The sequence below is a fragment of the Halomicrococcus pelagicus genome (assembly GCF_051917725.1).
In the GTDB taxonomy this organism is placed as follows: domain Archaea; phylum Halobacteriota; class Halobacteria; order Halobacteriales; family Haladaptataceae; genus Halomicrococcus.
The window spans coordinates 14,066-32,359 of sequence record NZ_JBQBLX010000001.1 but is presented as its reverse complement, the minus strand read 5'-3'; the positions used below and the strand labels follow the sequence as shown (position 1 = coordinate 32,359).

General features: G+C 66.4%; 18 protein-coding genes and 1 tRNA gene. 9 read left to right on the top strand and 10 right to left on the bottom strand.

Going from position 1 to position 18,294, the window contains the following annotated elements:
- Window positions 1-44: 44 nt before the first annotated feature.
- The 3 genes from ACTF4R_RS00175 to ACTF4R_RS00165 form a co-directional block, all read right to left on the bottom strand.
- Complete coding sequence (locus ACTF4R_RS00175) at window positions 45-1,154, bottom strand: tyrosine-type recombinase/integrase (RefSeq protein ID WP_440005289.1); 1,110 nt, start codon at window positions 1,152-1,154, stop codon at window positions 45-47.
- Between the two features lie 163 nt (window positions 1,155-1,317).
- A tRNA-Glu gene (locus ACTF4R_RS00170) sits at window positions 1,318-1,392 on the bottom strand.
- 243 nt (window positions 1,393-1,635) lie between these two features.
- Window positions 1,636-3,603 (bottom strand): 3-hydroxyacyl-CoA dehydrogenase/enoyl-CoA hydratase family protein, encoded by a 1,968-nt coding sequence (locus ACTF4R_RS00165; RefSeq protein WP_440005287.1) that lies wholly within the window; start codon window positions 3,601-3,603, stop codon window positions 1,636-1,638.
- 115 nt (window positions 3,604-3,718) lie between these two features.
- On the opposite strand from ACTF4R_RS00165, the gene ACTF4R_RS00160 reads away from it, so the two are divergent.
- Together ACTF4R_RS00160 and ACTF4R_RS00155 are read left to right on the top strand one after the other, a co-directional pair.
- Window positions 3,719-4,873, top strand: coding sequence for an acyl-CoA dehydrogenase family protein (locus ACTF4R_RS00160; protein ID WP_440005285.1), 1,155 nt, complete (start codon window positions 3,719-3,721; stop codon window positions 4,871-4,873).
- Window positions 4,874-4,996: 123 nt separating this feature from the next.
- The gene (locus ACTF4R_RS00155; RefSeq protein WP_440005283.1) at window positions 4,997-5,407 is read left to right on the top strand and encodes a TRAM domain-containing protein; all 411 of its coding nucleotides are present in this window, start codon (window positions 4,997-4,999) and stop codon (window positions 5,405-5,407) included.
- Window positions 5,408-5,552: 145 nt separating this feature from the next.
- On the opposite strand, the gene ACTF4R_RS00150 is transcribed toward ACTF4R_RS00155, so the two are convergent.
- Window positions 5,553-7,334, bottom strand: a complete 1,782-nt coding sequence (locus tag ACTF4R_RS00150; protein WP_440005281.1) for a radical SAM protein — start codon at window positions 7,332-7,334, stop codon at window positions 5,553-5,555.
- A gap of 184 nt (window positions 7,335-7,518) precedes the next feature.
- Window positions 7,519-9,006 carry an Asp-tRNA(Asn)/Glu-tRNA(Gln) amidotransferase subunit GatB gene (gatB, locus tag ACTF4R_RS00145; RefSeq protein WP_433623384.1) on the bottom strand — a complete coding sequence of 496 codons (1,488 nt, stop codon included), beginning with the start codon at window positions 9,004-9,006 and terminating at the stop codon, window positions 7,519-7,521.
- A gap of 131 nt (window positions 9,007-9,137) precedes the next feature.
- Between gatB and mptA the strand changes: the two genes are divergently transcribed.
- Both mptA and ACTF4R_RS00135 read left to right on the top strand, forming a co-directional pair.
- Window positions 9,138-10,076 carry a GTP cyclohydrolase MptA gene (gene mptA / locus ACTF4R_RS00140; RefSeq protein WP_440005279.1) on the top strand — a complete coding sequence of 313 codons (939 nt, stop codon included), beginning with the start codon at window positions 9,138-9,140 and terminating at the stop codon, window positions 10,074-10,076.
- A gap of 58 nt (window positions 10,077-10,134) precedes the next feature.
- A complete protein-coding gene (locus ACTF4R_RS00135) occupies window positions 10,135-11,016 on the top strand; it encodes a homoserine kinase (protein ID WP_440005277.1) in 882 nt (293 codons plus the stop codon).
- 76 nt (window positions 11,017-11,092) lie between these two features.
- Here the strand turns inward: ACTF4R_RS00135 and ACTF4R_RS00130 are convergent, their stop codons facing one another.
- From ACTF4R_RS00130 to ACTF4R_RS00115, 4 genes are all read right to left on the bottom strand, one after another.
- Window positions 11,093-11,980: a Vms1/Ankzf1 family peptidyl-tRNA hydrolase gene (locus ACTF4R_RS00130; RefSeq protein ID WP_440005275.1), complete on the bottom strand. Its 888-nt coding sequence runs from the start codon at window positions 11,978-11,980 to the stop codon at window positions 11,093-11,095.
- A 69-nt stretch (window positions 11,981-12,049) separates the two neighbouring features.
- On the bottom strand, window positions 12,050-12,277 hold the full coding sequence (locus ACTF4R_RS00125) for a hypothetical protein (protein WP_433623376.1): 228 nt from the start codon (window positions 12,275-12,277) through the stop codon (window positions 12,050-12,052).
- Between the two features lie 103 nt (window positions 12,278-12,380).
- On the bottom strand, window positions 12,381-12,914 hold the full coding sequence (locus ACTF4R_RS00120; RefSeq protein WP_440005274.1) for a DUF5815 family protein: 534 nt from the start codon (window positions 12,912-12,914) through the stop codon (window positions 12,381-12,383).
- A 64-nt stretch (window positions 12,915-12,978) separates the two neighbouring features.
- A complete protein-coding gene (locus tag ACTF4R_RS00115) occupies window positions 12,979-14,352 on the bottom strand; it encodes an NAD(P)/FAD-dependent oxidoreductase (protein WP_440005272.1) in 1,374 nt (457 codons plus the stop codon).
- 152 nt (window positions 14,353-14,504) lie between these two features.
- Here ACTF4R_RS00115 and ACTF4R_RS00110 point away from each other — a divergent pair, with 152 nt between their 5' ends.
- The 4 genes from ACTF4R_RS00110 (at window position 14,505) to ACTF4R_RS00095 (ending at window position 16,784) form a co-directional block, all read left to right on the top strand.
- Window positions 14,505-15,284 carry an enoyl-CoA hydratase/isomerase family protein gene (locus tag ACTF4R_RS00110; protein ID WP_440005271.1) on the top strand — a complete coding sequence of 260 codons (780 nt, stop codon included), beginning with the start codon at window positions 14,505-14,507 and terminating at the stop codon, window positions 15,282-15,284.
- Between the two features lie 118 nt (window positions 15,285-15,402).
- A complete protein-coding gene (locus ACTF4R_RS00105) occupies window positions 15,403-15,861 on the top strand; it encodes an MGMT family protein (protein WP_440005270.1) in 459 nt (152 codons plus the stop codon).
- Window positions 15,862-15,948: 87 nt separating this feature from the next.
- A complete protein-coding gene (locus ACTF4R_RS00100; protein ID WP_440005269.1) occupies window positions 15,949-16,536 on the top strand; it encodes a GNAT family N-acetyltransferase in 588 nt (195 codons plus the stop codon).
- A gap of 104 nt (window positions 16,537-16,640) precedes the next feature.
- A complete protein-coding gene (locus tag ACTF4R_RS00095; RefSeq protein ID WP_113275244.1) occupies window positions 16,641-16,784 on the top strand; it encodes a TRASH domain-containing protein in 144 nt (47 codons plus the stop codon).
- A gap of 183 nt (window positions 16,785-16,967) precedes the next feature.
- Here ACTF4R_RS00095 and ACTF4R_RS00090 read toward each other — a convergent pair whose 3' ends face one another.
- Window positions 16,968-17,240 carry a ubiquitin family protein gene (locus tag ACTF4R_RS00090; RefSeq protein ID WP_440005267.1) on the bottom strand — a complete coding sequence of 91 codons (273 nt, stop codon included), beginning with the start codon at window positions 17,238-17,240 and terminating at the stop codon, window positions 16,968-16,970.
- Window positions 17,241-17,338: 98 nt separating this feature from the next.
- On the opposite strand from ACTF4R_RS00090, the gene ACTF4R_RS00085 reads away from it, so the two are divergent.
- On the top strand, window positions 17,339-18,253 hold the full coding sequence (locus tag ACTF4R_RS00085; protein ID WP_440005265.1) for a dihydrodipicolinate synthase family protein: 915 nt from the start codon (window positions 17,339-17,341) through the stop codon (window positions 18,251-18,253).
- Window positions 18,254-18,294 lie beyond the last annotated feature (41 nt).

The following is an 18,294-nucleotide window of genomic DNA, read 5'->3' as shown; positions in this document are numbered from 1 at the left end:
ACAATAAGAATGTAATGATTGAGGAGACGAGTTATTCCATTAGGTTATCCCATTCTATATAGCGCGTCCATTCTGTCTTCGACAGGTGTCCGGTCGTATTTCATCGTCGTCTGCTCAGACTGATGACGAAGCTGAGCCTGAGCAGCGGCGAGATCTTCCTCTCGCGTCATGTACGTCCCGACCGAGTGCCTGATAGCATACCAGCTCATCTGTCTGTTCTCAACAGGTATCTCGGCTATCTCACAGAGCCGCTTGAGGATGTATCGGAGCGACTGGGACTGATAGGGATTCCCCTGGCGAGTCAACCAGAGTTTGTCCGTGTGGGTGTACTTGGGATACTGCTCGCGCTCAGTCAGCCATCGGTCGAGCATCGTCGCTGTCTTCTCCTGTAGTCCGACTATCCAGTTCTCTCGATTTTTCGAAGACTGTTCCTTCGGGATACGAAGGACTTGATTCTCGATGTCCACCCAAGAGGTGACTGCTCGTTCGACCTCGACAGGACGGAGACCAGCATCAAGGGACACCCACACGATGGACGGGACTTTCCAGCCGTTTGCTCGCTTCCAGTCGTCTGGCTTCACCTCGGACTTTGGCTTGTCAAAGCGCTGCGCGAGGTAGGCCTTCCACTTGTCTCGTTCCTCAGGCGAGAGATCGTTATACGCTGGAATCGAGCCATACTCCAGAGCAGCCTCCCTGATGCGGGAGCGCTCGTGTTTCGTGAGGTAATCCCGGGGTTTGTTCGCACTGTTTCCCGTGTTGAACGTGAAGTCCGGCTCCCAGTCCTCTCCGCCTCGCTCGTGTCGTTTCCATTTGAAGAGCCGTTTGAGCGCTTTCAGGCAGTTGGACTTGTGGTTGTTACTCGTATCGTCGTAGGCCAACTGTTTGAGGTACTCGTCTGCGTGTTCGGTCGTTATCGTGGTCGTGTAGCTGTCCTCGTGATGCTGCCAGACCCAGCGATAGAACTTGTCGAGACGATAGGCGTCGTTCTCGATTGTGCTCGAACTGTATCCTTCTGCTCGGTCGGGATGCTTTCCGAATGCGAGCAGCCATTGCAAGATCTCCTCTCGATGGGTCTCGTAATCGAGTAACTGCCGCTCGTTCAGCAGTTCTCGACTCGGGCTTGGAACGAGAGGGATGCCTTCGACGGTTTTCATCCTTGTCCCTCCGTTGTCTGGCGATTACTGTAATTGGCATTACACCTATGGAATCGCAGTACAGCGTCGGGGTGTGTCTTCCGATTTACCGTATTGGCCGTGAGCATTGCTCGTATTTCTTCCTGGCACGGCCAGATAACCGCAAGAAGGCGTGGAGTTTGGATGCTCCGTCTGGGATTTGAACCCAGGTCATCGGCTCGAAAGGCCGAAATGATTGGCCGGACTACACCAACGGAGCCAACGCATCTCCTGATTCCGCCCAGATTAGTTTAAACCTTCCGTCTTCGCCCGACAGCGCCCGAATCGGCCGTCAACGGTTCCCACGCGAGAGGCGTTTCGAGCGAGCATTTCCCTTCGAGTCCGCGACAGCGAGCCGAGTCACGGCCGCGGCGCGGTCCTCACTTGCCCTGGAAGTCCGGTTCGCTTCCGTCAGAGCGTTCTCTGACGACGTTCGCCGGACGTCCGGCGGCGTTCGCTTCGCTTACTTGCCCTGGAAGTCCGGCTCACCGTCGCCCATGAACGCCGTGACGCCCTCCATCAGGTCGTCGGTGCTCATGAGGTGACCGAACGCCTGGGACTCGATTTCGAGGCCGGCGTCGGTGTCCTCCCAGCCCTTCAGCATCGCGCGCTTGGTGTACTTCTGGGCGATGGGCGGACCGGCGGCGAGGTCGCGGGCGAGTTCCCACGCGCGGTCCTCGAACTCGTCGTTCGCGACGACCTCGTTGAGGAAGCCGTAGTCTTCCATCGTCTCGGGGTCGAAGCGGTCGGCGGTGAAGATTATCTCCTTCGCGCGACCCTCGCCGACGATGTGCTGGAGGCGCTGGGTGCCGCCCCATCCGGGGAGCAGGCCGAGGTCGTGTTCGGGCTGTCCCAGTTCCGAGCGCTCGGTGGCGATACGGAGGTCGGCGCAGGTCGCCATCTCCATGCCGCCGCCGAGACAGTAGCCGTCGATGGCCGCGACGACCGGCATCGGACACGTCTCCAGCTTGCCGAACGTCTCCTGGCCCTTCCGCGAGAGTTCGACGGCGGAGAGCGGGTCGCCGCCGCCCGCCGCCATGCTCTGGACGTCCGCGCCCGCGGAGAAGGCCTTCCCACCTTCGCCCGTGAGAAGCAGGGCGCGCACGTCGTCGTCCGCGCCGAGGTCGTCGACGGCGTCGCCGAGTTCGTCGAGCAACTGCTCGCTGACGGTGTTCATGCGGTGCGGTCGGTCGAGGACGACGTTCGCGACGTCGCCGTCGCGCTCGACGCGGATGGTCTCGTACTCGGTCCGGCCGTCGTCGCTCTCGTCGTCGTAGAAACCGCCCGCCTCGGCGCGCTCGCGGAGATAGTCGGCGGGCACGTAGCGGTCCGCGCCGGTCTCCTCGGACAGTTCTTCGAGCGTCTCCAGCAAGGTCGCCAGTCCTGCGTTGTCGGCCATCTTGGCCGGTCCCTCCGGGAAGCCGGCGCCGAGCATCACGGCCTCGTCCACCTCGTCGGCGGGCGCGACGTCGCCGCCGACGAGCTTCGCGACCTCGTTGGCCATCATGGCCTGCAGGCGGAGGACGATGTCTTCGCTACCGGCGTCCGTCGGGACGTCGGCGCCGCCGTCCTCGTAGTCGTAAAATCCTTCGCCGGTTTTCTTGCCGAGGTCTCCCGCTTCGACTTTCTCTGCCAGCAGGGGGCAGGGCTCGTAGGCGTCACCGAGCACGTCGTTCATGTACTCGAGGACGTGATAGCCCACGTCGATGCCGACCTGGTCCGCGAGTTCGAAGCTCCCCATCGGCAGGCCCATGTCGAACTTCGTAGCGCTGTCGACCTCGGCGACCGTGGCATCGCCGGACTCGACCATCCACGCCGCCTCGTTCATCAGGGGGACGAGCACTCGGTTGACGATGAATCCGGGGCTGTCCTTGCGAACACGGACGGGCGTCTTGCCCATGTCCTCGGCGAGTTGCTCGGTGAGGTCGAGCGTCTCCTCGTCGGTGTGCGCGCCGGTGATGACCTCGACGAGCTGCATCCGGACCGGCGGGTTGAAGAAGTGCATCCCGCAGAACTGCTCGGGACGCTCGGTGACCTCCGACAGTTCGGTGATCGAGAGGCTGGACGTGTTCGTGGCGAAGACGGTCCGGTCGGGGGCGTACTCCTCCAGTTCGTCGTACACCTCCTTCTTGATGTCCATCTTCTCCGGCACCGCCTCGACGACGAAGTCCGCGTCCGCGACCGCCTCTTCGAGGTCGACCAGCGGCGTGACCCGGTCGAGCGCGGCGTCGGCCTCCGACTCGCTGATCTGGTCTCTCTCCGCGAGTTTACCCAGACTCCACTCGATCTGGTCGTAGCCGTTCTCGACGAACTCCTCCTTGACGTCCCGCAGGTTGACGTCGTAGCCGGCCAGCGCCGCGACTTCGGCGATGCCGTGGCCCATGTTCCCTGCACCGAGAACCGTTATGGTGTTGATATCGTCTAGCTCCATGCGCGAATGCTCAACATGGGGGCGTTTCAACGTTTCTTTATCGCCAACGACAAACTCTCGGTGAGTTTATCCACGGTTACAAAACGATTTATCTGTGGCCCCGTAACGTCGTGACATGGACTTCGGACTGACAGAGGAACAACAGGCCATCCGCGACGAGGTGCGGCGCTTCGCGGAGAACGAGGTAGAACCCATCGCGAAGGAGTACGACCAAGAGGAGAAGTACCCCTGGGAGATAATCGACGAGGCGGCGAAGATGGGACTCACCGGAGCGAACATCCCCGTCGAGTACGGCGGCGCCGGCTACTCGCCGCTCGAAACCGCGATCATCACCGAGGAGCTGTTCGCGGTCGACCCCGGCATCGGACTCTGCATCACGAGCACCGCCTTCGGCGCGGACGCAATCATCGAGTTCGGGACGGAAACACAGAAAGAGGAGTACCTCACCCCCATCGCGGAGGGCGAGGCCATCATGGGCACCGCCATCAGCGAACCCGACACGGGGTCGGACGTCTCCTCGGTCTCGACGTCCGCCGAGAAAGACGGCGACGAGTGGGTCATCAACGGCAACAAGATGTGGATCACGAACGGGTCCGTCGGCGACTACTTCGTCGTCATGTGCCAGACCGAACCCGAGGCCGAGGACCGCTACTCCGGGTTCTCCCAGATCATCGTCGAGTCAGACCGCGACGGCTTCGAGGCCGACAAGATAACGGGCAAGCTCGGCATCCGCGCCAGCGACACGGCGGAACTCATCTTCGACGACGTGCGCGTCCCCGAGGAGAACCTCATCGGAACGCGCGGGATGGGCTTTCTCCAGCTCATGCAGTTTTTCGACGAGACGCGAACCTCCGTCGCGGCCCAGGGCGTCGGCATCGCCAAGGGAGCCTGCGAACGCGCGCTCGACTACGCCCAGCAGCGTGAGCAGTTCGGCAAGTCCATCAGCGAGTTCCAGGCCATCCAGCACAAGCTCGCTGAGATGCACACGCAGACGGAGGCCGCGCGCAACCTGACGTACAAGTCCGCCTGGAGCGTCGAGAACGAGGACGGCGACCTCACGCAGCTCGCCTCGATGGCCAAGGAGTACGCCTCCCGCATCGCCGTCGAAGTCGCCGACGAGGCGGTCCAGATTCACGGTGGCTCGGGGTACGTCAACGACTTCGACGTCGAGCGGTTCTACCGGGACGCCAAGATCACCCAGATATACGAGGGGACCACGGAGATTCAGAAGAACATCATCGCCCGCGAACTGCTCGGCAAGGGCTTCTGACGGGGCGTTACGGCTTCCGAGCCGGTTCCATCGGTCGACTCCCGTTCGCGGGAGTTCGGGACGGCGAGCGTCGATACTTCTTTAATGGTTGACTACTTGGTTTCGACTGGAGGTCTACGACCATTGGAAATCTCTGATAAACTCCTGTGTCTGTTCAGTGCTGACGTTACTACCAAAGGCGACGAGTACGTCGTCTCGGTGCCGCGCCGAGAGATCGATACAGGGTCTGTAGAACCGGGCGAGACCTACCGGGTCGCACTCATCTCCCGCGAGACGGAGACCGAGTCTACCGACACCGAGAACAGCGCCAGCGACGAGTCCGTCTCCTCGGAACCGCAGCCGCCGGTCGAGTCCGGCGAGGTCCGGTACGTCGAGATAGAGGACATCGGCAAACAGGGAGACGGCATCGCGCGCGTCGAACGCGGCTACGTCATCATCGTTCCCGGTGCCGAAATCGGGGAGCGCGTGAAAGTCGAGATCACGGAAGTCAAGTCCAACTTCGCGGTGGGCGAGATCATCGAAGAAGAGTTCTAGAGACGACCCTTTTACTTCGTCGAGCGTCCTCGCGTCTACGACGCTCGCGGTTCTACCACCCCTTTCGTCGAGCGCTCCGCGCCTCGCACGCCGAGGCAACTGCCTTCGAAACATCTGCACTCCCGAGTTCCGCGGGCGGACGCGTTCACTTCGCTCCGCTCCGTTCCTTGCTCGGACTCGCGTCCGCGCGAGCGAACTTCGAGAGGTCCACGTCCACCACGTCGGCGAGTTCCTCCGGGGACTCGTACGGCCGGTCGACGAGGATGTTCCCGGCGCGCTGGCGTCCCAGCCCCGGGATGGCGGTGAGTTCGTCCATCGACGCGCTGTTCACGTCGAGCGGGTAGGGAACGCCAGTGACGGAGCGATACCCGTGGTCGACGACCGCCACGTCCACGGTCCGTCCGAGTTCGCGCTCGCCGGGGATACCGACGAGCAGCGGATAGGTACCGAGCTGGCGACCGAACGTCCGGCCGTCCTGGTGGTACTCGAGGTGGACGTCCGGAAGCACTGTCCCCGCCGGGGCGACCCGCTGGAGCATCGGATTGTCGATCTCCTCGCGGACCTCCTGCTTGTACTGCTTGAACAGCTTCTTGTGGTCCCTGGCGATGTCCGCGCCCACGTCGCTCATCTCCGTCCCGTCGAACGCCATCACCTGCCGGATGTTCACCCGGCGCAACGTCAGACCGGCGTCGTAGACCCGGTCGAGGAACTGCTTGTTGTGTTCGAACGTCTCCTCGCGCTCGCCCTTCAATCCGTGCAGCAGGTTGATACCCGGCAGGAGTTTCGGCAGTCGGTTCGCGGCGTCCGGACCGGGGGTGGGGACGTCGTTCGCGGCTTCCCCGCTCGCAATCGAGGCGCGGTGGGCATCGGGGTCCTCTCCGGGCCGCCAGCCCGCTTCCTCGTTGACTATCTTCACCGCCCGGAAGCACTCCTCTGCCGTGACGTTGAGGTTGTTCTCCTCCTGGACGAGGGGGTCGGCCGACTCCAGGCCGAAGGCGGCGGTGTCGCCGGGCGTGTTGTGTTCGGCGATGACCCGGATACCCTCCCGGGCGAGGTCCGGCCACTCGACGACCGTGATGGGGTTCATGTTGTCGAGATGCAGCGTCTCGAGGTCGGGGGCGACCTCCCGGATACCGCCGTAGAGGTCGCGTAGCGCGTCCGGGTTCGGCTTCTCGCCGTCGCCGCCGTACGCGAGGATGTCCGCCTGTCGACCGAGACGGAAGTGGCGCGCGCCGCGGTCGTAGAGGCTCTCGACCTCCGCGACGACCGAGTCGGGCCGGCGGAAGGAGGGGTTGCCGTACAGCGGTTCCGTGCAGAACGAACAGCGGTACGGACAGCCCCGCGAGGTCTCCATCTCGCAGATGAGATACTCGGGATGGTTCGGGTGCTGTTCGACGACGAACGCTCCCTTCGCGGCCCAGCGGTCTATCTCCTCGTTGTCGCGCATGCGGTTCCCGAAGCCCTCCAGGCCGCTGGCGACGAGGTCGTGTGCCGCCGCCTCCACGTCGCCTTTCGCCACGAAGTCGAAGTCGAGGTCGTCGCGCTCGGTCTCGGTCCCGCCGGCGTTCTCGTCGCCGACGCCGAACTTCACCGGACCGCCCATGAGGCTCGTCCCCTCAGCGGTCCAGGCCATCTCCTTCACCTCGTCCGGTTCCGCCGGCGTCCCGCCCACGTACTTGCCCGGGACGGTCATCCCGCCGATGTAGACGAAGAGGTCGGCGTCGGCCACGTCGCGCCACTTCGACCGGTCGTCGCGCAGTTCGTCGATGGTGTGGTAGGTCACCTGCTCCGCCGGCACCCCCGCGTCGACGAGTCCGCCCGCGGTGTACCGCGGATACGTCGAGATGTACGGCGGCACGCCGAAGTGAGCGGGTTCGTCGACGTAGCCGTCCACCAGCGTCACGTCGAGGTCCCCGGGGTCAATCATACCAGTCCGTTGCGTCTCGACGTGTAAAACGATGACTACCCCGAGGCCAGCCTTCGGGACGACGCGAACCCTTAAATCGGAAGGCGGGGCCATCACCGGCGTGACCTGACCGACCGCCGCGACGGGGTCTCGGCCGGAGCGCGGCACGCCCCTCGCGAATCGAGTCCGACGCCGCCTGTTCGCCCTACTCCTCGAGTCGCTCGCGCAGTAGCTCGTTCACCGCACCTGGGTCCGCGCTCCCGCCGGTCTTCTGCATGACCTGCCCGACGAGGAAGTTCAGCGCACCGCCCTCGCCCGCGTGGTAGTCCTCGACCGCGTCGGGGTTCTCGTCGATAGCGTCCTCGACGGCCACTTCGACCTCGCCGGAATCCGCTTTGCCCAGCCCCTCGCGCTCGATGATCGCCTCGGGGTCGTCACCCTCGTCCAGCATCTCCCTGAGGACGACCTCCTCTGCGTTCTTCGTGGTGATCTCGTCCTCGGCGACCAGTTCGACGAGACGCGTGAACTCGTCGAGGCGTTCCTCGACGTCCGTGATAGCCATGTCGCGGTAGTTGAGTTCGCCGAGCAGGTTGTCCGCGACCCACGTCGCGGCGAGGTCCGGGTCGAACGTCTCGGCGACGTCCTCGTAGAAGTCCGCGACCTGCTTCGTCGAGGTGAGCTTGCTCGCGGCCTCCTCGCTGAGACCGTACTCCGCCCGGAAGCGCTCGCGACGGTCGTCCGGCAGTTCCGGAATCGAGAGTTTCTCCTTCCAGTCGGAGACCTGCAGCGGCGGGAGGTCGGCCTCCCGGAAGTAACGGTAGTCTTTCTCCGCTTCCTTGCTCCGCATCGAGACGGTGATTCCCCGCGTCTCGTCCCAGTGGCGCGTCTCCTGTTCGACCTCACGACCGCGCTGGATGGCGTTCTTCTGGCGCGTCTCCTCGTACGCCAGCGCCTTCTCCGCACCCTTGTGACTGGAGATGTTCTTCACTTCGGTGCGGTTGGCCGACTCCAGCGTCGCCTCGTCGATGCCGCTTACGTCGTCTACCTCCTCCCCGGAGACGATGCTCAGGTTCGCGTCCACGCGGAGGCTCCCGTCCCGGGCGCTGTCGAACACGCCGAGGTACTCCAGCACCTCTTCGAGTTTGGCGAGGAACGCCCGGACCTCTTCGGCGCTCCGGAAGTCGGGGTCGGTGACGATCTCCATCAGCGGGACGCCGGCGCGGTTGTAGTCGACCAGCGTGTAGTCGGCGGTGTCGATGTTGCCGCCCTGGTGCTGGAGGCTGCCGGGGTCCTCTTCGAGGTGAGCGCGCTGGATGCCGACGGTGCGACGTTCGCCGCCGACCTCTATCTCCAGTTCACCGTCCTGGCAGACGGGGGCGTCGTACTGGGTGATCTGGAAGCCCTTCGGCAGGTCGGGATAGAAGTAGTTCTTCCGGTGGAAGCGCGTCTCTTCGGGGATGTCGGCGTCGATGGCCTTGCCGACCTTGACGGCGGACTCGACGGCTGCCTCGTTGAGCACGGGGAGCGCCCCGGGCAGGCCGAGACAGACGGGGCAGGTGTAGGTGTTCGGCTCGGCGTCGTCCTGCTCCGTCGAACAGCCACAGAAGATCTTCGTGTCCGTCTCCAACTGGACGTGGACCTCGAGGCCGATGACGGCCACGAGCTCGTCCTGCTGGACAGCCTGTGCAGTCATTGTTCACGCTTCGGGCCGCCACTCCTTAAAAGGCTACGGGACGCCGTGCTCGGACTCGACGTTTGTATCGCCGGGTCGCGTCGCTGCCGGAACCGGAAGCCTCTAAGCCCGTCTGTGACAAGGGTTCGGCAATGAAAGAGCAGTTGCCCGACGTACAGGCGACCGAACCGGACGTGACGGTGGGGCTGAACCGCGTCGGCGTTACGGGCGTCGAGAAACTGGTCGAAGTCGCCCGGCCCGACAAGCGACCCTACGTGCTGATGGCGGAGTTCGACGTGCTCGTCGACCTGCCGAGCTGGCGGAAGGGCGCGGACATGAGCCGCAACATGGAGGTCGTCGACGAGGTGCTCGAAGACGCCGTGAGCGAACCGACGTTCCGCGTCGAGGACGTCTGCGGTGACGCCGCCGAACGCCTGCTGGCCAAACACGAGTACACGACGAAGGCGGAGGTCAGCATGGAGGCGGAGTTCATGGTCCGCGACGAGACGCCCGAGAGCGAACGTCCGACGCAGGCGACGGTCGACATCATCGCAAGCGCGACCGCGACGGACGAGCAGACGACCGAGGAAATCGGCGCACGCGTCACCGGCATGACGGTCTGTCCCTGTTCCCAGGGGATGATGGAGGGCCGCGCCCGCGAGAAGCTCCAGGAGCTCGGCGTCGGCGAGACGGAAGTGCGGGAGTTCCTCCAGGCGGTTCCGCAAGCAGGCCACGCCCAGCGCGGCCACGCCACCCTCACCGTCGAGAGCGCCGGCGCGCCGGAGGTCGACATGCACGAACTCGTCGAAGTGGCCCGGGACTCGATGAGCGCCCGCATCTACAACCTCGCCAAGCGCCCGGACGAAGACCACATGACCTACGAGGCACACGCGAACGCGAAGTTCGTCGAGGACTGCGTGCGCGACATGGCCCACGGCGTCGTCGAGCACTTCCCGGACCTGGCCGACGACGCGGTCGTGACGATGAAACAGAGCAACGACGAGTCCATCCACCAGCACAACGCCCACGCCGAGCGCGTCGCCGAGGTGGGAACGCTACGCGAAGAGGTCGCTACCGACACGGAGGCGTAAGCCCCGTAGCGCGGCAGGCGAGCCGAAGGTTTTTGGGCGTCCTTTCGATACGTACTCCATGGTCACCGTACGGGCTCCCGCGACTAGCGCCAATCTCGGAAGCGGCTTCGACGTGTTCGGACTGGCGCTCGGGCGGCCCGCAGACGTGGTGCGCGTCGAGCGCGCCGAAGAGACGACGATAGAAGTGAAGGGAGCGGGCAGCCAGTACGTGCCCGAGGACCCGGCGGAGAACACGGCCGGCGTCGTCGCCAGGGAACTCGACGCTCCGGCCCACATCAGCATCGACAAGGGCGTGCGTCCGTCGTCCGGACTGGGGTCGTCGGCCGCGAGCGCGGCGGGCGCGGCCGTCGCGCTGAACGAGTGTTACGACCGCGGGCTGACGAAGCGCGAACTCGTCCGCATCGCGGCGGAGGGCGAGGCAGCCGTCTCGGGCGAGGCCCACGCCGACAACGTCGCGCCGGCCATCCTCGGCGGATTCACCGCGGTCGTCGACGACGAGATAACGCAGGTCGACGCCACTATCTCCCTGGTGGCGTGTCTGCCCGAAACCGTCGTCTCGACCCGCGACGCACGGCAGGTCGTTCCCGAGTCCGTGTCGCGAGACGACCACGTCCGCACGGTCGGCGACGCCGCGACGCTCACCGCGGGGATGTTCCGCGACGACCCCGAACTCGTCGGTCGGGGACTCCGCGACGGCGCGGTCACCGCCTCACGTACGTCGCTCGTCGACGGGTTCGGCGAGGTCCGGGACGCCGGGTTGACGGCCGGCGCGACCGGCGTCGCCATCAGCGGAGCCGGGCCAAGCATTCTGGCGGTCTGTCGAGAAGACGACCGCACCGCCGTCGCGGGTGCGATGCTCGAAGCGTTCGCGGACGCCGGCGTCGACGCTCGCGCCTACCAGACCGAAATGGGACGCGGAGCGACGGTAGCGAATCGCTGACGGGGGCAGTCGAGTCGCCCGACGAACGGACGGCGACGCGCCACGTGCACGTTCTCCAACGGACTGGTCGAGGGAGCTATATCCGGTAGAGCCGCGTCGTCCAGAACTCGTGGAACGCGTCGTCGAGCGCGGCGCGGGGGTCGCCGGTCGCGTCCACCGGTCTCGTCCGGGTCGCTTCCTCGCGGAACTCCGAGAGCAGGGTGCGCTGGCCGACGACGTAGAGGCGGTCGGCGTCCCGCGCTTCGATGGCCTCCCGGCACTTCTCGACGTGCTCGTCTATCTGGGCGTCCCGGCGGCGCTCGAATCGTCCCTGCGAGAAGCCGCCCTTCGAGTGGTCGCCTTTCACGTCGCTCTCGAATCCCGAGAAGGCGGTGCGTTCGCGCCCGTCGTACTCGCCGAGCGCGAACAGGTCCGAGCGGACGAGCGCCAGCGCGAACTCCCCCGTCGGCTGGAACCAGCGGCGCTCGACGTCGAATCCCTCGCCCCACGCGACGAAGGGTTCGGGCGGGTCCGGCGGGACGAGCGCGGCGCTGACGAGGCCGGCGTCGTCCGTCGCCGCGAGGCAGGGCGTCGCCCGTGCGACGAGCGCGGCGTGGTCGCCGAACGCCTCCCGCACGTCGTCGGACGGGTCGTCGTCGACCATCGCCGTCAGCGCGCCTTCCGGCCCCGCGTCGACCGACGCGAGCCGGTCGAGCACGGCCGCGAGTCGGTCGTCTCGGAGCGTCTCGACGCCCCGGTAGTCGAGGTCCGACTCGTCGTCCTGGAGGCGCTCGACGCGGTCCTCCAGTTCGGCGACGCGGTCTTCGAGGCGGTTGACTTCCTCCTCCGCCTCCTGCCGCGCGGTCGCGGCCTCGGCGCGGCGTTCCCCTTCGGCCTCCAGTCGTCGTTCCAGGTGGCGTTTGTCCTCTTCCAGGTCCGCTATCTTCTCCTTCAGTTCGGCGCGCCCGAGCAACTCGTCTAGCATCGGATAGGTGGGTGTTCCCGCGGACCTTGTAGGTTCGGGGTCGAAAACCGGACCGGGCGTCGCCGTTCGCTACGCTCTCTCACGGATGTCGTAGCGGTAGGGCGACGAGCGGATGACGGTGACGTCGCCGTGCCGGGCCCGCCGACCCAGCACGGTCGCGATCTCGTGAGCGCTCTCGAACTCCTCGTCGCGTTCGTCCAGGAGCGTCAGTATCTCGCGTGCGGTGAGCGGCTCGTCGGCACTCGCTTCCGAGACGACCTCCCGAATGCGCTCGAACTCTCTTCCGCGAGCAGACATATTTGTCGTTACGAAAGATGCGGACTTAACGTTCAGTCAGACGGGCGTCAGACGCTCGCGCGGGCGTCCGGACGCGGACGCGACCGTTCGAGATGGCGACCTCTCAGCGGGCGGTGTCGTTCGGGCCGGTGAAATCGCGCTCGCGACGGTACTGCTCGACGAACGCCTCGACGTCGAAGTCCAGCATGTCCTCCTCGAACTCCGTCATCGCGTCGGAGTTCTCGGCGTGGCTGACGGCGTGTTCCATCAGTTCGACGAGCAGTTCCACGACGATCTCGTGGAGGCGGCGCGAGTCGAAGTCGGTCATCCAGACCAGCGCGTAACCGACGTCCTGGTCGTCCTCGACGTTCTCGCTGACGACCTGCTCCGGGAACTCCTCCAGTACGATACCCATGACGTGCGTCGTCCCGAACTCCCCCATGTCGTCGGCCGTGTCGACCGTCTCCCGGAGCACGGAGACGAGGAACTCCGGGACGAACCTGGACGGCGGGTGGACGTCCGTGACGACCGCGTGGGAGTCGCCGCAGGCGCAGTCGTACTCCCGCATTCCCATGTCGAGGTCGTGGACGTGTACCGACTCGCCGCAGGGGAGGTCGAGTTCCGCCCCGCGACCGCCCGGTACGCGCGGTTCTGCCATGCCGTCCGCTTCGTGTTTCGCGCGTTTAAACGCCGCGGAACGCGCGACGACCGAGTGCTCGGACTCAGACCGAGTACTCGGACTCCGTCAACTGGACGTACTTGCCGTCGCGGTAGCCGTACTTCGTCTTCTTGTACTTTCCGACGAGCTTCGCCCCGCGGACGCCGGAGGAGAACTTCTTCTTGAACATGCCGCTCTCCCGGTCGTCGTCGAGCAGGTCGTCGACCATCGAGAACGTGCGGTCCCAGTCCGCGGGGCCGTAGTCGGCGACGATGTCCGCGAAGGAGACGTTGCGCAGGAGCTCCTCGCCGATGGCCTGCTTCCACCGGTCGTTGTACTCCCCGAGCGAGTCGGTGGCGGCGAGTTCGCCGGCGAGTTTGCCGGTCCGGACGGCGAGGTGGTAGCCGCCCTCGTGGAACGCGCTCGTGGTTCCCATCGCCCCGCCGGCGACGGCGACGCCGGCTCGCGTCGGCGACTCGATCGGGCGCGTCGACGAGATGGGGTACGTCTCCGTGCCGCCCGACTTGCCGCGGTCTTCGACGAGCGGGAAGTCGCTCTCGACGTCGTACTCGTCGCCGTACAGGCGGTCGAGCAGTCGGCGGACGTACTCGCCGCCGCGCGGGACGCGCTCGTCGTCGGGGCGGAGCAGGGCGTAGTCCTCGCGGTTCTCCACTTCGGCGAGGTCCAGTCCGATGGGCATCGTCAGGCCGACGCGCGCGACGGTGCCGTCGTTCGGGAAGACCCAGGGGTACGCCGTCTCGCCCGGCATGACGCCCCACCAGAACTTGAGCGCGGAGGGTTCGAACGCCTCCTCGGGGAACTCCCGGTACTCCTGGTAGGCGATGTGGTTCGCCCTCGGCGGCGAGAGGTGCTCGCTCACCGAGCGTCCCTCGGGCATGAACTGGTCGAGCGCGTTCAGGGTCACCTGTCGCTGCGGACCGTCGGCGAGCACGAGGTACTCGGCCGCCACGTCCTCGCCGTCCGCGAGGCGAAGGGTGTGACGGGGCGCGGCGTCCAGGTCGGTGTCGACCCGCTTCACACCGACGCCGACGCGGTAGCTGGCCCCGGCGGCCTCGGCGCGCTCCCGGAACCAGTCGTCCATCCGCGCGCGGTGGAAGGTGAACCCGAACTCGGGGTACGACGATTCGATGCCCGTGCTCTCCAGTACGCAGGCCTCGTTCGGCCCGTAGAAGTCCACGCGGTCGAGTTCCTGCAGAATCACGTCGTCAGGGATGTCGCGGTAGTCCTCGTCCATGAGGTCGACCCAGTAGTCGAGCATCCCGGCGGCGTCGGTCGAATCCGGACCGAGCACGTCCCGGTCGGCTCGCGGTACTCCTTTCTCCAGGACGACCGTCTCCGCCCCGCGCTGGGCGGCCTGCTCGGCCGCCGCCATGCCGGCTGGACCCCCGCCGACGATAGCTACGTCGAAACGCTCCATACCACTACGCTACTCGACATGGGGTACTAAATTCTTGACCTTCAGGTCCGGGACGATGTCTGCGGCGGCCGCGTGCGAATCCGCCGGACCGGACGGGAGGCCGCCCGGGCGAATCGCGGTACGATTTTCACGCGGCCGTCCCAACTCCGGACGTGGCCGAGTACGAACACCTCAGCGTCGAACGAACCGAGGGCGTCGCCCGTATCGTCATGGACCGCCCGGCGACGAACAACGCGATGGACCGCGCGATGGCGAGCGAACTCCGGACCGCGACGGCGAACGTCGTCGACGGGGACGCGCGCTGCGTCGTCCTCACCGGCTCCGGCGACGTGTTCAACACCGGCGCGGACCTCTCCGTGCTCGACGGCGCGGCGAGCGACGCCCGCACGCTGCGGAAGATCGCATCGAGCCTCCACCGCGCCATCGAGAACCTCGTCAACGCGCGCAAGCCGGTCGTGACGGGCGTGAACGGCGTCGCCGCCGGCGGCGGGTTCGGACTGGCGCTGTCGGGCGACCTGGTCGTCGTCGCCGACGACGCTCGCTTCGAGTTCGCCTACCCCCGCGTCGGCCTGACCGGCGACGGCGGGTCGACGTTCTTCCTCCCGCGCCTGGTCGGACTGCGGCGCGCGAAGGAGATAGCGCTGCTCGACGAACCCATCGACGCCGACGCGGCGGTGGAGATGGGGCTGGCGACCGAGGCGACGGCGGCGCTCGACGAGCGCGTCGCGGAACTCGCCGCCGACCTCGCCGACGGGCCGACCCGCGCGTACGGCGCGACCAAGCGCCTGCTGACCGAGAGCGCGGGTCGCGGGCTGTCGACCCAGATGGCGGCCGAGGTCGACGCTATCACGTGGGCGACGCGGTCGGCCGACTACGAGCGCGGACTGGCGGCGTTCTTCGGCGGCGACGACCCCGCGTTCGAGGGCCGCTAGCCGGCGGACGCCAGCCTCCCCGCGTCGGCGGCTGGCCGCAGTTCGGCGAGCGCCGTCCCGGCCGGACCGGAGACGCCGGACGGGAATCTTGAAGTCGGCGAGGGCCGTCGGTTCGTGCATGGACGACGCCGGAATCTACGCGCGCGAGTCGACGTATCTCGAACGACACGTCCAGCTCGGAATCGCCAGCGGCCGGGTTCTCAGCGTGTCGTTCCCCCACGACCCGGACGAGGAGGCTCAGGGCGACCACGAACTGCTCGACCGCGTCTTCGCGTACCTCGAGGGCGTCGAAGACGACTTCTCGGACGTGCAGGTCGCGCTCACGCTGCCGACCGACCAGCGGAGCGTGCTCGAACGAGTGCGCGAGATACCGTACGGGGACCAGATCAACGTGGAGACGCTCGCCCGGATGACCGCAGGGGTCGACCACACCGACGAGGACGACCAGAACATGGTCCGGAGCGCGCTGGACTCGAACCCCGCGCCGCTTTTGGTGCCGGACCACCGCGTCCGGGACGGGCCGAGCGCCGCTCCGCCGGACGTCGAGCAGAAGTTGCGGTCGCTCGAAGGGCTGTAGTTCCGGCGTCGGGCCGTCCCAGGGAAGCGACGTAGCGTCCGTCGATTCCGCCACACCTTTTTATCTCCCCGCGGCGAACCTCCTGACATGTACGTCCGGGACGCCAAAAACAGGGAGGAGGTCTGGTTACTCGATCACATCGAGGCGATGGGGCTGGACGAAACCGCCTTCCGCTCCCGGGATTACGTCATCGCCATCGACGAGAAGAGCAACGAGAAGGCCGGGTTCGGCCGCATCCGCATCCACAAGCCCGAGGACGCACCGGAGATCTGCGAACTCACCAGCATCGGCGTCCTCCACGCCTGGCGCGAGCAGGGCGTCGGCGCGCACGTCATCGAGCGTCTCGTCGACCAGGCGGGGGACCAGGGGTTCGAGGAGGTGTACGCGCTCGTCGGTGAACCGGGATATCTCACGCAGTTCGGCTTCGAGCGCATCGACGAGAACGCCCTGCCCCCGAAGCTCCAGGACCGCCTCGAATCGAAGCGCGACGGCGTGGAACCCGACGCCGTGCCGGTGGTGCTCGACGTCGACGCGTTCGAGATGCCCGACCGCCTCCGCGAGCGGTTCAAGCACGCCGAACCGAAGGACGAGGGCGAGGAGGAGGTCGAGGAGTCCCCCGAGGACTTCGGCATCGACCCCGACGAAGCGACCTACAAGTACGACACGGGCGGATAACCGCGCGAGTACGACCGGACTCCGCACGACGACGCGGTCGGGACCGTCCCGGGCCTGCCGTCACAGCCACAGCGAACTTGTCGCTTCGCGTCCTTGCTCCCACCATGGAACAGTGCCCAGTCTGCGGCATGGACCTGTACGAGAACCGCGACGAGGAGTTTGTCACCGTTCACCTGGGTCGCCAGCGCCGGTTCTGCTCGGCCGAACACCGCGACGAGTTCGAGGAAACGCCCGGAAAGTACGACTGACGACCGCCCCGCGCCGGAGCGTCGGTCGGACGAAGAGCGTAGCAGCGTAGACGGTCTGTACCGCCTTTTCTCACGGCGTGCAGTCGAGAAGCACGCCGCGCGAAACAAAGCCAGAGAACGCGCGCCGTAGTCGTATCGACGCGGAACTGCTCGACTAGCGCTGCGACCGCGAGCGTCGGCGTCTCAGGCCGTCGGCTGGACGCGGACCGTGTCGCCCGGCTCGACGGGGCTGTTCACGGAGACCGGTTCGCTCGCGTCGCGGGACTCGCGGACGATGCGGGTGTCCGGTCGGATGCCGAGCGTGTCGACGATGCCCGCGGTGGCCTGCGGGCCGCACTTCTCGCCGAGCTCGTCGATGACGTCGGCGACGGTGGCCGACTCGGGGACGGCGACGCGAGCGTCTCGGGTACCGGTGCGCGCGACCAGGCTACCGGTGAGTTCGACTCTGACGTTCATACTCCACCATACGAGCGCCAGCTAAAAAAGTTTACTCACACTCGAAAAAGTACTGTCGAACGAAACGGCTTATGGGTGCGGGCGGTGACGCTCCCGACATGACGAACGCACCCAGTCCGGGGTCCGCTGACCCCCTCGACCTGCACGGCGTAGTCCCGCCGACCGTCACGGCGTTCGACGAAGACGAATCGGTCGACTACGAGGCGACGGCCGCACACGCGGAGTTCGTCGTCGACGGCGGCGCGCACGGCGTCTTCCCCCTCGGAACCAACGGCGAGTTCCCGTTGCTCACCCACGAGGAGCGCGACCGCGTCGTCGAGACGGTCGTCGACGCCGTCGACGACGTGCCGGTCATCGCGGGCGTCGGCGCGCCGAGCACGCACGAGACAGTCCAGCACGCCGAATACGCCGAGTCGGTCGGCGCGGACGGCCTCGTCGTCGTGACGCCGTACTACTACCCCCTCGACGACCACGCCGCCGTGGAGCACTACCGGCGCGTCTGCGAGGCCGTCGACCTGCCCGTCTACGTCTACCACATCCCGAGCAAGACCGGCAACGCGCTGTCGCTGTCCGCGCTCGCCGACATCGCCGAGATTCCGAACATCGCCGGCCTCAAGGACTCGAGCAAGGACGTGCCGTGGCTCGGCCAGGCCATCGACGCCCACCCCGACCTCACGTTCCTCGCCGGGTCCGACTCGCTGCTGTTCCCCGGGCTGGAGGTCGGCTGCTCGGGGATGGTCAGCGCCGTCGCCAACGCCTTCCCCGAACTCGTCGTCGACCTCTACTCGGCCTACGACGACGGGGACGAGGAGCGCGCCCGCGACCTCCAGAGCCGGGTCTACGACGTCCGGGACGCGCTCAAGACCGGGCCGTACATGGCGGGCGTCAAGACGGTGCTCGACGTCCGCGAGACGGGCTTCGACCCCGGTCCGCTCCGGAGCCCGCTGCGGAAGATGGACGACAGCGACCGCGCCGCCCTCGAATCCGACCTCCGCTCGCTCGACCTGCTCTGACCCGCGTCCGACACCCCGCCCGGCCTCCGCGTCGGTACTCC

Excerpts from the sequence above, each read along its gene's own strand:
- ACTF4R_RS00175 (WP_440005289.1), bottom strand. The coding sequence starts at position 1,154 with ATGAAAACCGTCGAAGGCATCCCTCTCGTTCCAAGCCCGAGTCGAGAA.
- ACTF4R_RS00165 (WP_440005287.1), bottom strand. The coding sequence starts at position 3,603 with ATGGAGCTAGACGATATCAACACCATAACGGTTCTCGGTGCAGGGAAC.
- ACTF4R_RS00160 (WP_440005285.1), top strand. The coding sequence starts at position 3,719 with ATGGACTTCGGACTGACAGAGGAACAACAGGCCATCCGCGACGAGGTG.
- ACTF4R_RS00150 (WP_440005281.1), bottom strand. The coding sequence starts at position 7,334 with ATGATTGACCCCGGGGACCTCGACGTGACGCTGGTGGACGGCTACGTC.
- gatB (WP_433623384.1), bottom strand. The coding sequence starts at position 9,006 with ATGACTGCACAGGCTGTCCAGCAGGACGAGCTCGTGGCCGTCATCGGC.
- mptA (WP_440005279.1), top strand. The coding sequence starts at position 9,138 with ATGAAAGAGCAGTTGCCCGACGTACAGGCGACCGAACCGGACGTGACG.
- ACTF4R_RS00135 (WP_440005277.1), top strand. The coding sequence starts at position 10,135 with ATGGTCACCGTACGGGCTCCCGCGACTAGCGCCAATCTCGGAAGCGGC.
- ACTF4R_RS00130 (WP_440005275.1), bottom strand. The coding sequence starts at position 11,980 with ATGCTAGACGAGTTGCTCGGGCGCGCCGAACTGAAGGAGAAGATAGCG.
- ACTF4R_RS00125 (WP_433623376.1), bottom strand. The coding sequence starts at position 12,277 with ATGTCTGCTCGCGGAAGAGAGTTCGAGCGCATTCGGGAGGTCGTCTCG.
- ACTF4R_RS00120 (WP_440005274.1), bottom strand. The coding sequence starts at position 12,914 with ATGGCAGAACCGCGCGTACCGGGCGGTCGCGGGGCGGAACTCGACCTC.
- ACTF4R_RS00115 (WP_440005272.1), bottom strand. The coding sequence starts at position 14,352 with ATGGAGCGTTTCGACGTAGCTATCGTCGGCGGGGGTCCAGCCGGCATG.
- ACTF4R_RS00105 (WP_440005270.1), top strand. The coding sequence starts at position 15,403 with ATGGACGACGCCGGAATCTACGCGCGCGAGTCGACGTATCTCGAACGA.
- ACTF4R_RS00100 (WP_440005269.1), top strand. The coding sequence starts at position 15,949 with ATGTACGTCCGGGACGCCAAAAACAGGGAGGAGGTCTGGTTACTCGAT.
- ACTF4R_RS00095 (WP_113275244.1), top strand. The coding sequence starts at position 16,641 with ATGGAACAGTGCCCAGTCTGCGGCATGGACCTGTACGAGAACCGCGAC.
- ACTF4R_RS00090 (WP_440005267.1), bottom strand. The coding sequence starts at position 17,240 with ATGAACGTCAGAGTCGAACTCACCGGTAGCCTGGTCGCGCGCACCGGT.
- ACTF4R_RS00085 (WP_440005265.1), top strand. The coding sequence starts at position 17,339 with ATGACGAACGCACCCAGTCCGGGGTCCGCTGACCCCCTCGACCTGCAC.